At 72.4% G+C, this 14,040-nt stretch carries 10 protein-coding genes; 3 read left to right on the top strand and 7 right to left on the bottom strand.

What is annotated here, in order from left to right:
• Positions 1 to 32 precede the first annotated feature (32 nt).
• Positions 33 to 2,903 carry a glycoside hydrolase family 9 protein gene (locus tag QSK20_RS05510; protein ID WP_285787455.1) on the bottom strand — a complete coding sequence of 957 codons (2,871 nt, stop codon included), beginning with the start codon at positions 2,901 to 2,903 and terminating at the stop codon, positions 33 to 35.
• A gap of 516 nt (positions 2,904 to 3,419) precedes the next feature.
• On the opposite strand from QSK20_RS05510, the gene QSK20_RS05505 reads away from it, so the two are divergent.
• Positions 3,420 to 4,988: an aldehyde dehydrogenase family protein gene (locus QSK20_RS05505; protein ID WP_285787454.1), complete on the top strand. Its 1,569-nt coding sequence runs from the start codon at positions 3,420 to 3,422 to the stop codon at positions 4,986 to 4,988.
• 72 nt (positions 4,989 to 5,060) lie between these two features.
• Here the strand turns inward: QSK20_RS05505 and QSK20_RS05500 are convergent, their stop codons facing one another.
• Both QSK20_RS05500 and QSK20_RS05495 read right to left on the bottom strand, forming a co-directional pair.
• A complete protein-coding gene (locus QSK20_RS05500) occupies positions 5,061 to 6,143 on the bottom strand; it encodes a GNAT family N-acetyltransferase (protein WP_285787453.1) in 1,083 nt (360 codons plus the stop codon).
• Positions 6,140 to 6,847 (bottom strand): ACT domain-containing protein, encoded by a 708-nt coding sequence (locus tag QSK20_RS05495; RefSeq protein ID WP_285787452.1) that lies wholly within the window; start codon positions 6,845 to 6,847, stop codon positions 6,140 to 6,142. The genes QSK20_RS05500 and QSK20_RS05495 overlap by 4 nt, the downstream gene beginning before the upstream one ends.
• A 173-nt stretch (positions 6,848 to 7,020) precedes the next feature.
• On the opposite strand from QSK20_RS05495, the gene QSK20_RS05490 reads away from it, so the two are divergent.
• Together QSK20_RS05490 and QSK20_RS05485 are read left to right on the top strand one after the other, a co-directional pair.
• Positions 7,021 to 8,118: a phosphotransferase family protein gene (locus QSK20_RS05490; RefSeq protein ID WP_285787451.1), complete on the top strand. Its 1,098-nt coding sequence runs from the start codon at positions 7,021 to 7,023 to the stop codon at positions 8,116 to 8,118.
• A 66-nt stretch (positions 8,119 to 8,184) separates the two neighbouring features.
• Positions 8,185 to 9,402 (top strand): acyl-CoA dehydrogenase family protein, encoded by a 1,218-nt coding sequence (locus QSK20_RS05485; protein ID WP_285787450.1) that lies wholly within the window; start codon positions 8,185 to 8,187, stop codon positions 9,400 to 9,402.
• A 105-nt stretch (positions 9,403 to 9,507) separates the two neighbouring features.
• Here QSK20_RS05485 and QSK20_RS05480 read toward each other — a convergent pair whose 3' ends face one another.
• The 4 genes from QSK20_RS05480 to QSK20_RS05465 form a co-directional block, all read right to left on the bottom strand.
• On the bottom strand, positions 9,508 to 10,554 hold the full coding sequence (locus QSK20_RS05480; RefSeq protein WP_285787449.1) for a LacI family DNA-binding transcriptional regulator: 1,047 nt from the start codon (positions 10,552 to 10,554) through the stop codon (positions 9,508 to 9,510).
• Between the two features lie 87 nt (positions 10,555 to 10,641).
• Entirely contained in the window at positions 10,642 to 12,075 is a 1,434-nt protein-coding gene (locus QSK20_RS05475; protein WP_285787448.1) for a GH1 family beta-glucosidase, read from the bottom strand.
• Positions 12,072 to 12,971 carry a carbohydrate ABC transporter permease gene (locus QSK20_RS05470; protein ID WP_285787447.1) on the bottom strand — a complete coding sequence of 300 codons (900 nt, stop codon included), beginning with the start codon at positions 12,969 to 12,971 and terminating at the stop codon, positions 12,072 to 12,074. Before QSK20_RS05470 ends, QSK20_RS05475 begins: the two co-directional genes overlap by 4 nt.
• 10 nt (positions 12,972 to 12,981) lie before the next feature.
• A complete protein-coding gene (locus QSK20_RS05465; RefSeq protein WP_285787446.1) occupies positions 12,982 to 13,962 on the bottom strand; it encodes a carbohydrate ABC transporter permease in 981 nt (326 codons plus the stop codon).
• Between the last annotated feature and the right edge of the window lie 78 nt (positions 13,963 to 14,040).

Genomic DNA, 14,040 nt, shown 5'->3' with positions numbered 1-14,040 from the left:
CGGCAACTGTCCAAGATCTGCGCAAAGGTGGGTCAGGAGACGGTGCAGGGTGAGCCGTTGAGGGTGAACGCGGTCGGCTTCGGGTTGCTGCCGGTGTGGGTGCCGTTGAAGCCGAAGCTGGTCGACGCCCCCGGCGCGAGGGTGCCGTTGTACGCCAGGTTCGTCGCGGTCACCGCCGCCCCGGACTGGGTGGCGTTCGCCGACCACGCCTGGACCAGCTGCTGACCGGCCGGGAAGCTGAAGCCGAGGCTCCACCCGGTCAGCGTGGCGGTGCCGGTGTTGGTGATGGTCACCGTTGCGGTGAACCCGGTGCTCCAGTCACTTGTGGTGTAGCCGACCCGGCAGGACGACCCCGGCGTGGCCGGCGCGGTGGTCACCGTGACCGTGGGCGAGGGGGCGGACGGGTTGCCGGCGGCGTCCACCGCGACCACGTAGAACGCGTACGCGGTCGCCGGGGTCAGTCCGGTCACCGGGTACGTGGTGCCGGGCACCGTCGCGACCAGGGTGTCCACCGGCCAGTCCTTGCGGTAGACCCGGTAGCCGGTGACGCCGACGTTGTCGGTGGACGGCCCCCAGGCCAGCGTGAGTCCGGTCGGGCCGACCGCCGAGGCGGTCGGGGTGCCGGGCGGGGTCGGCGCGCTGGTGTCCGGGCCGTCACCGGCCGGAGTGGTCACCGACACCACCGCCGAGGAACGCGACAGGTTGCCGGCCCGGTCCCGGGCGGACACCCAGAACCGGTAGTTGCGGGCCGGCATGAGCGAGGTGAGGGTCAGCGTGTTGGTGGTGGCCCGGTGCACGACCAGCGCGTCGCTGCCGACCATCTCCTGGACGATCTCGTAGCCGGCCACGCCGCTGCCGGTGTCGGTGGAGGCGGGCCAGGTCAGGGTGACGCCGGTGGCGCTCAGCCCGGACGCGACCGGGGTGCCGGGCACGGTCGGCGGGGTGGTGTCCGGGGTGGTGCCGGTCGGCTCCTCGCCCCAGACCCGCCGACCGCCGGAGTAGAGCGGCACCTTCGGGTTCGGGCCGGCGGTGGGCTGCCAGGACGGGTCGTTGGTCGGGTCCCAGGTGCCGCCCTCCGGCACCCCGATCTTGAACTGCACCTCCATCCGGTGCTGGGACTGACCGGCCGGGGCGATGGTGTGCCCGGTGCAGTCGACCTCGACGTACCAGAGGTCGCCCTCGACCTGGCGGGCGGTCGACGGGGACGGGCAGCCCTGGGTGTAGCCGGGGGTGACCTGCACCGGGGAGGTGCCGTCGGTGCGGAAGTAGTACCGGTACCTCGCGTCGGTGAGCGCGCGGGCCGGGAAGGCGGACTTGTTGTAGACCATGACCTTGAGCCCGACCGAGCGCGACTCGTTCTGCATGACCGTGGTCTCCACGGTCAGCTCGTCGATGTCCGGCTGCTCGGCGACCGGGAATCCGGCCAGCGGGGTGCCGCCGTACTTCGCGGTCAGCGCGGCCAGCGCGGAGCTGAAGCCGGCGTTGTAGTCGGTGGCCACCTCGTTCATGACGTAGTCCGAGCGGCTGTCGGTGTACGCGTCGTTGGCCGCGGAGGGACCGCCGACCAGCGCGCCGTGGAGCACGTGCCGGGTCTCGGTGGGTACGGTCTGGCTGTCCCACCAGGAGCCGTGCGCGGTGCGGTGGTGCGGGTTCTTCGGCGAGTTCGCCCCGAAGCCGATCTGGTAGCTGGAGTTGCGCGGGTTGTCGCCGAGCGCGTAGTTGATCTGCCGGACGCCGAAGTCGTGGTAGCGCGCCTTGCGGGTCGCGTCAGTGATCTTGTCGCTGTGCAGCAGCGCGACGAACGCGGTGTTCGCGGCGTAGCGCAGCGCGCCCCAGGAGTCGAGCACGGCCATCCCGCCGGGCGAGTACGGCACCCGCTGGCCGTTGACGCCGACGGTCCAGTAGTCGAGCCACCGGTTGGCGTCGTCGAGGTACTTCTGCTTGCCGGTCAGCGCGGCGAGCAGCACGTACGCGCCGAACTGCTTGTTGTCCCAGGCGATCGTCCACTTGTAGGACTTCGTGGTCGACTGGTTCTCGTTGCCGAGCTTGTCGTACTCGGCCTCGGCCTTGGCCAGGTAGCTCGCCTCGCCGGTGGCCCGGTGCAGCCAGATCGCGCCCCAGACCAGCTCGTCCTGGTAGCCGCTCCAGGAGCGGTAGAAGCTGGTCGCGTCGGTGATGCACTCGTGGTAGTTCTTCCGCACCGTGTCGGCGAAGGTGAAGAGCTGCCGGGCGTGGGTGAGCAGGGTGTTCGCGTAGGTCGGGTCGGTGGGCCGGAACACCATCGACGACGCGGCCATCGCCGCCGCCGTCTCTCCGGCCAGGTCCGCCCCGCCACAGCTCGCGTCGATCTTGTACGCCGGCCGCGCCATCGGCATCACCTCGGCCGGGCCCCACCACTTGTGGTCGTCGTCGCCCTTGCCGACCTGTCCGTAGAGGACGTTCGGGGCGGGGTGCGCCTTGATGAAGTAGTCGTTGACGAAGCGCAGGTTGTTGAGCAGGTGCGGCAGTTGGCCGGAGGCGGCGTAACCGGTCCGGTACTCGACCGCGCCCCAGGCGAGCATGGTGGTGCTGAACGCCATCGGGAAGCCGAACTTGACGTGGTCGCCGGCGTCGTACCAGCCGCCGGTCAGGTCGAGGCCGACGTCCGCGCCGTCGCGCAGCGCGGAGTCGCCCCGCCAGGAGACCCGGTTCCAGTCCGGCAGGTCACCGGACTGCTGGGCCTCGTAGAAGAAGAGGGACTTCTGGAGTGCCTCGGCGTAGTTGAAGGCGGGGGCGGCCGTGGCGGGGGTCGGCGCGACGCCGGTGACGGCGAGGCTGAGTCCGGTGGTCAGCGCGGCGCCGGCCGCGACGAGACGCCGGTACCAGGGTGGTGCGGACCGACCGCGGGCGGTGCGGAGACGCATACCGGTGCTCCTGTCCGGTAGGGCGCCCGGCGACGTCGGCGGGACGGCGGGTGGTGGCGCGACGCCGCCGGGCGATGGTGGTGGTGGTGAAGAGTCCGGGAAGCACCGTCCACTCGTACGTGGAAGCGCTCCCATGGATACGCGACAATGTAACGGTCGTCTCACCTGTTTGTGAAGAGCGGTCGCTCGCCGGCACCCCCGGAAGCCTCCGACAACCCCGCCACCAGCGGCGACCCGGCCCGGGGCGACCCCGACCCGGGCCACCCACCCAGGAAAGCCCTTTCCTGTCAAGCCGGAGTGAATCACACCATCGACAACTAAGAATGTAGTGTCTCCGTAGCAGCAGCTCAGCGAGGTTATGTACGGAACGGTGGGTCGACTTTCCGGCTCGCCACAGTGGACGGGTGTCCTGGCATACGAACGTACTGTTGCCGCCGGTGATCCGGGCACGGGACAGTACCGCCAAGCGGTGCCGTCGATGCCGCCGCTCCACTGGAAGACCCTGAGGAGATCGCGATGGCTCTACGACTCGCCGACGGCACCGCCTGGTCAGAGACCCTGGCCCGGGCCGTCCAGACCGCCCCCGAGGCGTTCGACCCCGCCGGCCCCGACGGCACCACCACGCTGCGCAACCTGATCGAGGGCGACTGGGCCTCGACGGGTACGCCCAGCCCGGTGCGCACCCCGGTCGACAACACGATCCTGGTCAACCTGCCCCGGCTGGACGCCGCCACGGCCCGCGCCGCCGTGGTCTCTGCCGCCGCCGCGCACCGCGACTGGGCCGAGACCCCACTGGCCGAGCGGAAGGCCCGGGTCAACGAGGCGCTCGACGCGCTGGGCGCCCACCGCGACCTGCTGGCCCTCCTGCTGGTCTGGGAGATCGGCAAGCCCTGGCGGCTGGCCTGCGCCGACGTGGACCGGGCGCTGGACGGCGTCCGCTGGTACGTCGACGAGATCGACCGGATGCTCGCCGACGGACGCGAGCCGCTCCCCGGCCCGGTCAGCAACATCGCCAGCTGGAACTACCCGATGAGCGTGCTGGTCCACGCCGAACTGGTGCAGCTCCTCGCCGGCAACGCGGTCATCGCCAAGACCCCCTCGCAGGGCGGCGCGGTCTGCCTCACCGTCGCCCACGCGCTGATGCGCCGCGCCGGACTGCCCACCACCCTCGTCTCCGGCGGTGGCGAGGAGCTCTCCGAGGTGCTCGTCCGCGCCCCGGAGATCGGTGCGGTGGCCTTCGTCGGCGGGCGCTCCAACGGCGGGAAGGTCGCCGCCGCGCTGCTCGACTCCGACAAGCGCCACTTCATCGAGCAGGAGGGCCTCAACGCCTGGGGCATCTGGAACTTCTCCCAGTGGGACATGCTCGCCAAGCACCTGAAGAAGGGCTTCGAGTACGGCAAGCAGCGCTGCACCGCGTACCCCCGCTTCGTCGTGCAGCGCGACCTGGTCGACGAGTTCCTCGACATGTACCTGCCGGTGGTCCGCTCGGTGCGTTTCGGTCACCCGCTCGCCGTCGGCGACGACTGGACCGCCGGTGACCCCCTGCCCGAACTGGACTTCGGCCCGCTGATCAGCTCGACCAAGGCCGACGAGCTGCGCCGCAAGGTCGACGAGGCGGTCCGGGGCGGCGCGGTCCCGCTCTACCGGGGCAAGCTCGACGGCGCACCGTTCCTGGCCGGGCAGGACACCTCGGCCTACGTGGCCCCGTCGGTGCTGCTCGCCCCGCCCGGCCGGTCCCGGCTGATGCACGCCGAGCCGTTCGGCCCGGTCGACACCATCGTGGTCGTGGACACCACCGACGAGCTGCTCGCCGCGATGAACGCCTCCAACGGCGCGCTGGTCGCCAGCCTCGCCTGCGACGACGAGGAGGAGGCGGCGAAGCTGGCGGTGGACCTCCAGGCGTTCAAGGTCGGCATCAACAAGCCGCGTTCCCGGGGCGACCGGGACGAGCCCTTCGGCGGCCGGGGCGCCTCCTGGAAGGGCGCGTTCGTCGGCGGTGACCTGCTGGTGCAGGCGGTCACGGTCGGCGGCGACGGACGCCTCTACGGCAACTTCCCCGACTACAACAGCTACCCGGCGACCTGACCGACGGCGGGTGGGGCCCGGCCACGCGCCGGGTCCCACCCGTCGGCCGTCGGAACGCTGGCCCCCGCGCGATCAGGCGCGGGCCGGGCTGGGCCGGGGGTCGAGCGGCAGGGTGACCGTCACCACGGAGCCGTCCCGGTCCAGGCGCATCGGGCGGCCCAGCCGGTGCAGGGTCCGCAGCATCGGCGTGTTGCCGGTGTACACGTGCAGCTCCAGCGCCGCGTACCCGGCCCGGTCGGCCCGGGCGACCAGCCGGCGCAGCAGCGCGCCGCCGAGGCCACGGCGCTGCCGGTCGTCGGCGACCAGCAGCGCCGCCTCGGCCTGGTCTCCCTCGCCGAGCAGGTTCGCCATCGCGACCACCGACTCCGCCGAACCGGCAGGGTCGGTCTCGACGGCGACCAGGGTGGTACCCCGGGCCGGGTCGAGCAGCCGCCGCACCCGCTCCGGCGACGGTCGTCCCGCCCCGGAGAGGTAACGGCGGTGCAGGCTCCGCGCCGAGCACCGCTCGTGCAACGCCAGGACGGCGGGAAGGTCGTCCGGACCGGCCGGGCGTACGACCACCTCGGAGCCGTCGGGCAGCACCAGGGTGACCTGCTCGGCGGCGCGCTGGACGACGGTGGCGGCCAGTTCGACGAGCGCCTGCGCCCGGGCGTACTCGGCCGGGGTGAAGTCCGGCGCGACGCGGGCCAGGTCGAAGGAGCCACCGGCTCCGTCGCCGAGGCGCATCCGGGTGCCGTCGACGCCGGCCGTCACCGTGCCGCCGACGCCGGCCGGACCGGCCACGCCGACGGGCACCGGCCGCCAGGTCACGGTCTCCGCGCCGAGCAGGGCGCGCAGCGCCTCACCGGTCGCGTCCGGGTCGCGGACCAGCCGGGTGGCCAGCCCGAGCACCCGGGTCGGCTGGTCGACCAGGCCGCGCGCCTCGCTGCGGGCCACCCAGCAGTTGCGGCCCCGCCCCTTCTCGACGGCGGCGAGCAGGTCGGCCTCGCCGAGGGTCTCCGGCGCGTCGACGAGGAAGTCGTCCACCGCGCCGGCCTCGGTGGTGTGCACCTGCACGGCGAGGATGTTCACCCCGCGCAGCGCGAGGCTGGCGGTGAGCACGGACAGGTAACCGGGCCGGTCGTCCACGGTGGCCCGGATCCGCCACAGGGTCACGGCCGCCCCCCGGGTGTCGGGGACGCCGGGGCGCCCACCAGGTCGAGCCGGTCGCCGAGGATCACCGCGCTGGCCCGCACCAACTGGGCCAACCGGTCCACCTCGGTGCGGTGGAAGGCCGCCGGGGAGAACATCTCCGTCGCACCGCGGGTCACCACGAGCACCAGCCCGGCCCGGCCGAACGGCGCGACCGCGTGGTGGCCGCCGTCGGGCGCGGTCAGCGCGCGGGAGCGCAGCGGGGTCACCTCCGGCAGGCTGGGCCCGGTCGGGGTACGCCAGCTCGCGTACCCGACGGTGGCCGTGCCGCCGCCCGAGGAGGCCCAGTCGACGGGGACCACCGCCGCCACCGCCCAGTCCGCCGCGAGCAGGCCGGGCACCGCGTCGACCAGGGTGGCCAACCCGTCGGCCGGGTTCGCCGCCACCTGGGTGAGCAGTTCGGCGTCCTGCCCGGTGGCGGTCGGCGCGCCGATCGCCCGCCACACCCCGTCCACCTGGACGCCGGGGATCGCGGCGAGGCCGGCCATCAGCCGCTCCAGCCGGCCGGCGCCCGGCCAGACCACGGTGAAGTCGTCGACCGCACGGCCACCGAGCCGTTCCAGCACCACCACCTGGACGATGTCGGCGCCGGAGACCCCCAGGGTGCGGGCCACCTGGCCGAGCGTGCCGGGCCGGTCCGGCAGGGTCACCCGAACTCTCAGCAGCATGTCTGTCCCCCATCGCTCGGCGGCCGGCGCGTGTTCCCGGCAGGCGGGCCGGTACACGTCCGGCAGGCTGGTCCCCAGCGTGTCCGACGGGCGTTTCGCCCCTGTTGCCGCGCGGTGTCCCGGGCGAAAAACACGTCTTGACACGATGAGCCGAGGTGCCATCAACTATTCGGATGACCGATCCGGCCGTCGACGCGCTCCGGCCGGGGACCGGCTCGGCCCCTCCCGCCGGGTCGCCCCCGCGCGGGCTCGATCTCGACCGGCTCGCCGGCTACCTGGCCACCCACCGGCCCGACCTGGCCGACGGCCCGCCGCGGGCCCGGCTGATCGCCGGCGGGAAGTCCAACCTGACCTACCTGCTGGCCATCGGCGGCCGGGAGGTGGTGCTGCGCCGCCCCCCACTGGGTCACGTACTGGCCACCGCGCACGACATGGCCCGGGAGCACCGGGTGATCAGCGCGCTCGCCCCGACCGGGGTGCCGGTGCCGACCCCGCTGCTGTTCTGCTCCGACCCGGCGGTCATCGGCGCGCCGTTCTACCTGATGGAACGCGTCGACGGAGTGGTCTACCGCGACCGCGCGCAGACCGACCGGCTGAGCGCCGGGCAACGGCGGGACCTGGCCACCGCGATGATGGACACCCTCGCCACCCTGCACTCGGTGCCGCCGGCCGAGGTGGGGCTCGCCGACTTCGGCCGTCCGGAGGGCTTCCTCGCCCGCCAGGTACGCCGCTGGGCCGGCCAGTTGGAGTCCTCCCGCAGCCGGCCGCTGCCCGGCGTCGACGAGCTGCGTGACCGGCTCGCCGCGACGGTCCCGGAGGGGGCGAACGAGGGCCGGATCGTGCACGGCGACTACCGGCTGGACAATCTCCTCGCCACCGTCGAGCCGGTCGCCGTCCGCGCGGTGCTCGACTGGGAGATGGCCACCCTCGGAGACCCGCTGGCCGACCTGGGGCTGCTGCTGACCTACTGGGACGTGCTCGGCGACTCGGACCTCGCCGCCGGCAACCCGGTGGCGGACGGGCTCGGGCCCCGCGCCGGTTTCCCCACCGGCGCCGAGCTGATCGAGCGGTACGCCGGCCGGGCCGACGTGGACGTGGGCCCGCTGCACTGGCACGTGGCCCTCGGCTGCTTCAAGCTCGCCGTGATCTGCGAGGGGATCCACTACCGGCACACCCTCGGGCAGACCCTCGGCGGGGGGTTCGACCGGATCGGCGATCTGGTGGCGCCGCTGGTCGCGCACGGGCTGGCCGCCACCGGCGGCCACGGCTGACCGGCACGCCGCAGGGGAACCGGACGGGACACGAGGGCGGCCCGCGCGCCGCTCGGGGAGGGACACATGGACTTCGGTTTCGACGCCCGCACCACCGAGCTGCGCGAGGCGCTGCTGCGGTTCCTGGAGGAGCGGATCTACCCGGCCGAGGCGGTGCACGCGGAACAGGTCGCGGCGGCCGGTGACCCGTGGGCGCGCCCGCCGGTGCTGGCCGAACTGAAGGCCGAGGCGCGAGCCCGGGGTCTGTGGAACCTCTTCCTCCCCGATCCGCGCCACGGGGCCGGCCTGACCAACCTCCAGTACGCTCCCCTGGCCGAGCTGACCGGCCGCAGCCCGCACCTGGCCCCGGAGGCGCTCAACTGCGCCGCGCCGGACACCGGCAACATGGAGTTGCTCGCCGCGTTCGGCTCCGGGGAGCAGCAGGAGCGCTGGCTGCGTCCGCTGTTGGCCGGCGAGATCCGGTCGGCGTTCTGCATGACCGAGCCGGCGGTCGCCTCCTCCGACGCCACCAACATCGCCACGCGGATCGTCCGGGACGGCGACGAGTACGTCGTCGACGGGCGGAAGTGGTGGTCGTCCGGCGCGATGGACCCGCGCTGCGAGTTGCTGATCGTGATGGGGAAGACCGACCCGGACGGCGAGCGGTACCGGCAGCAGAGCATGATCCTGGTGCCCCGGGACACCCCGGGCGTGACGATCCGCCGGGGCATGACGGTGTTCGGGTACACCGACGCCGCGCACGGCGGGCACGCCGAGATCGACTTCACCGATGTCCGGGTGCCGGTGGCGAACCTGGTCGGGGTGGAGGGGGGCGGCTTCGCCATGGCCCAGGCGCGGCTCGGGCCGGGGCGCATCCACCACTGCATGCGGCTGGTGGGGATGGCCGAGCGGGCCCTGGACCTGATGTGCCGGCGGGTTCTCGACCGGGTGGCGTTCGGCCGGCCGCTGGCCGAGCAGGGCGTGGTCCAGGAGTGGATCGCCGAGTCCCGGGTCCGGATCGAACAGGCCCGGCTCCTGGTGCTCAAGACCGCCTGGCTGATGGACACCGTCGGCAACCGGGGCGCGCACACCGAGATCCAGGCCATCAAGATCGCGGCACCGGCGATGGCGGAGTGGGTGATCGACAAGGCCGTCCAGGCGCACGGCGGGGCCGGGGTCAGCCAGGACACCCCGCTCGCCGCGCTCTGGGCGCAGGCCCGCACCCTCCGCCTCGCCGACGGCCCGGACGAGGTCCACCGCGCCTCCCTCGCCCGCCGCGAACTGCGCCGCCACACCACCGCCTGACGCTTCGGGGTGGCAGAGAACCACTCAGCGTGAGAACTCGCCACCCTTCCACCACGGGCACGCGGCGGGGCCAGGAGGCTGGCACCTGAGCCGCGCAGGGAGACGTCAGGCGGAGGCGCGGGGCACCATGTGGGTGTCGAGGAGGACGTAGGGTGCCGGCAGGTCCTCGCCGCGGATGCGGGAGACCAGCAGGTGGGCCATCTGCCGGCCCATCTCCTCCACCGGCTGGAAGACCGTGGTCAGCGGCGGATCCGACTGCCGGGCCAGCGGCGAGTCCTCGTACCCGACGACCGCCACGTCGTCGGGCACCCGTCGGCCGGCCTCCCGCAGCGCCCGCAACGCGCCGTACGCCATCAGGTCACTGGCGGCGAAGACGGCGTCGAGGTTCGGGCAGGACTCCAGCAGCCGACGCATGCAGGCCGTCCCGCTGCCCTCGCTGAAGTCGCCGTACGCGACCATCGCCGGGTCGACCTGGCCGCCGGTCGCCGCGACGGCCTCCCGGTAGCCGGTCAACCGGGCCAGGCCGGCGCCCATGTCCTGCGGGCCGGCGATCGTGGCGATGCGCCGCCGGCCCTGGGCGGCGAGGTACTCCACCGCCTGCCGGGCGCCGCCGACGTTGTCCACGTCCACGAAGTAGGCGGGCTGGGCCCCGGGTCGCAGCATCCGCGCCGGCCGGCCGCCGAGCACGGTGGGCAGGCCGCGCTCCTCCAGCAGCGTGGGCAGCGGGTCGGCGTCGTGCAGGGAGAGCAGCAGGACGCCGTCGACGTGCTGGTTGGTCAGGTGGTGCTCGACCCGCTCCCGCTCGACCGGCGACTGGGCCATGGCGAGCCAGAGCTGCATCGGGGTCTCCAGCAGTCCGGAGCTGATCCCCCGGACGATGCCGGCGAAGAACGGCTCGGTGAAGACCCGCTCGCCGGACTCGGAGACCACCAGGGCCACCGAGTCGGTACGCTGGGTGACCAGGGCGCGGGCGGCCCGGTTCGGCACGTAGCCCAGCTCGGCGATGGCCTGCTGCACCGCGGCCCGAGCCTCCGGGCTCACCTGCGGCGAGCCGTTGACCACGCGGGAGACCGTCCCGCGTCCGACGCCGGCGCGGGCCGCCACCGCGTCGAGGGTCGGGCGCCCGAGCGAGCGGGTGCGCTGGGTTGTCATCGTCTGCTCCTCCGACGTCGGACGCTTCCGGCGGACCCTCGGGAGAGGGCACCGCCGGAGCCGCCCGTTACTGGCTGGCCGTGCGGCCTATTGTGCGGCCAGACCGTTGCGTCGGATCACCTCGGCGTACCACCTGGCGCTGGACTTCGGGACGCGGAGCTGGCTGTCGTAGTCGACATACACCATGCCGAAGCGCTTGGTGAAGCCCCACGCCCACTCGAAATTATCCATCAGCGACCAGGCGAAGTATCCGCGCAGCGGCACCCCGGCGCTGATCGCCTCGTGCGCGGCCCGCAGGTGGGCGTCGAAGTACGCCAGCCGGTCCGGGTCGTCGACCCGACCGTCGACGACCGCGTCGACGAAGGCCGACCCGTTCTCGGTGACGTACAGCGGCAGGTCGGTGTACTCCTCGTGCACGCGGCGCAGCGTCTCCACCAGACCGGGGGCGTCGATCTCCCAGTCCATGTCGGTGACCGGGACACCCCGGGTGACGAAGCGCACCGACTCGCTTCCCGGCCAGCAGGACGGAGCCCGCCAGTACTTCTCCGGAGCCGTGCCCTCGACCGGCGCGGCGACCACGTGCCGGCTGTAGTAGTTGACGCCGACCAGGTCCAACGGGCTGGAGATGATCTCCAGGTCCTCGTCCCGGACGTGCCCGAAGTCGCTGACCGGACGCAGGTCGGCGACCAGGTCGTCCGGGTACCGCCCGCGCAGGATCGGGTCGAGGAAGAACCGGTTGGCCAACCCGTCGATCCGGCGGGCCGCGTCGGCGTCGTCGGGCGAGTCGCCGGCCGGGGTGACCGGGTAGAGGTTCAGGGTCACCCCCACCTCGGCGGCGTGCCGGCCGGCGCGCAGCGCCTGCGTGGCCAGGCCGTGCCCGAGCATCAGGTGGTGCCCGGCACGGACCGCCTCGACGCCGGCCGAGCGGCCCGGGGCGTGCGCCCCGGAGCCGTACCCGAGGAAGGCCGAGCACCAGGGCTCGTTCAGCGTCGTCCAGTACCGCACCCGGTCGCCGAGGGCGTCGTGCACGAGCGCCGCGTAGTCGGCGAACCGGCTGGCGGTGTCCCGCGCCGGCCAGCCTCCGGCGTCCTCCAACTCCTGGGGCAGGTCCCAGTGGTAGAGGGTCACCCAGGGCTCGATGCCGTGGGCGTGCAGTTCGTCGACGAGCCGGCGGTAGAAGTCGAGGCCCTCCTGGTTCGCCGGTCCGGACCCGCCCGGCTGCACCCGGGGCCAGGAGATCGAGAAGCGGTACGACCTGAGCCCCAGCTCCGCCATCAGCCGTACGTCGGCCGGCATCCGGTGGTAGTGGTCGCAGGCCACGTCGCCGGTGTGCCCGGCGACCGTACGCCCCTCGGTGTGGCTGAAGGTGTCCCAGATCGAGGCGGTCCGGCCGCCCTCGGTCGCGGCTCCCTCGATCTGGTAGGCGGCGGTGGCCGCGCCCCAGAGGAAGTCGGGCGGGAAGGTCAGCTCCGGGCGTTGGTCCAGCAGGTCGACACCGGGTGGGGTGGCGGGGTTGCTCACGACTTGACCGCACCTTCCATGATGCCGCCGATGATCTGGCGGCCGAACAGGATGAACATCACGAACAACGGCAGGGTGGCGATCAACGTTCCCGCGAAGATCTGCGAGTTGTCGGCGAAGTATGCCGTGTTCAGGCTGCGCAGCGAGATCTGCACGGTCGGGTTCGACGGGTCGGCGAGGACCACGAACGGCCAGAAGAACTGGTTCCACTGCTCCATGAAGGTGAGCAGGCCGAGCACCGCGGCGGCCGGACGCAGCGCCGGGGCGACCACGTGCCAGTAGATCCGCCAGGTGGAGCAGCCGTCCACCCGGGCCGCCTCGATCAGCTCGTTCGGCACGGCCTGTTCGGCGTACTGCCGCATCATGAAGATGCCGAAGCCACCGATCAGGAACGGCACCGTCACCGACGGCATCGTGTTCAGCCACTCCAGCTTCGCCATGAGGATGTACAGCGGCAGGACACCGAGCTGGATCGGCACCATCATCGAGGCGAGGATGACCAGCAGCAGCGCGTTCTTGCCCTTGAACTTCAGCTTGGCGAAGGCGAACCCGGCGAGCGAGCCGAAGAAGACCGTGGCGACGGTGATCGTCCCGGAGACCAGGAACGAGTTCATCAGGCCCTTGAGCACGTTCGCGTCGCCGTTGGCGAGCACCCGCTCGATGTTCTCGCCGAGCTTGCCGCCGGGCAGGAACGGCGGCGGCCAGGAGTTCGCCGCGTCGTTGGTGCGGGACGCGATGACGATCATCCAGTAGAACGGGAAGAGGGAGAGGATCACCCCGAGGACCAGGCCGACCCAGGTGAGCGGGCTGGCCTTCCAGAGCTGCGCGGCCTTGTGTCCCCGCTCGCGGCGGGGCGACGGCTGACGTACGGGGGGACGGAGCGTCGTGGTCGTCATCTGCGCACCCTCACTTGTCCGAGCTGATCCGACGGGCCAGCAGGTAGTTCACGACCGACATGAGCGCGATCAGCAGGAACAGCACGAGCGCGACCGCGCCGGCGTACCCCCAGCGGAAGCGGGTGTTCATCACGTCGAGCAGGTACATGGTGATGGTCTGGAACTGGCCTTCGGAGCCGCCCGAGATCCCGCCGGCCCCGCTGGTGAACAGCAGCGGCTCGGTGAAGAGCTGCAACCCGCCGATGGTCGAGATGATCAGCGTGAAGATGATCGTCGGGCGGAGCTGCGGGATGGTGATCGACCAGAACTGCCGTCGCCGGGACGCGCCGTCCAGGGACGCCGCCTCGTACATGTCCTTGCTGATCGACTGCATGGCGGCGAGGTAGATCAGGGCGTTGTAGCCGATCCACCGCCAGTCGACCATGGTGGAGATGGCGAACCAGGAGGCGTACCGGTTGGCCCGCCAGTCGATCGGGTCGATGCCCACCAGGTCGAGCGCCCAGTTGACCAGGCCGAACTCGCGCGCGTAGATCATCGAGAAGATGAGCGCGACCACGGCGGTCGAGGTGATGATCGGCATGGCGATGGCCATCCGGAAGAACGTCTGCGCGGGAAGCCGCCGGTTGAGCGCGTTCGCCAGCATCAGGGCGATCAGCAGCTGCGGCACGGTGGAGAGGACGAACATCCCGAAGGTGTTGTAGACCGCGTTCCAGAACTGCGGGTCGTTCGTGAAGAGCTCGACGAAGTTGTCCAGCCCGACGAAGCTGATCGTGGCGTTCAGCGGGGAGCGGTCGGTGAGCGCGATCCAGACCGTGTATCCGATCGGGTACGCGCTGAAGACGGCGAAGATGACGAAGAACGGCAGGACGTAGAGGTAGGGCGAGTACTTCAGGTCCAGCCGGCTCAGTGCGGCGAGGCGTCCCCGTTCGGCGGGGGCGGGGCGGGGCCGGCGTCCGTCGGGGGGCGCTTCGGCGTGCAGGTCGAGGCTCATCAGCGGTCCTTCACGTCAGGCGACGCCGCCCGTGTCCCGGCGGCGTCGGGCGGCACCGCGGGTGGCGTCGAGGCGTTT

Source organism: Micromonospora sp. NBRC 101691, assembly GCF_030269285.1.
Taxonomy (GTDB): domain Bacteria; phylum Actinomycetota; class Actinomycetes; order Mycobacteriales; family Micromonosporaceae; genus Micromonospora; species Micromonospora echinospora.
Note: the sequence above shows the minus strand (reverse complement) of the source record. Positions and strands in the feature narration are given on the sequence as shown.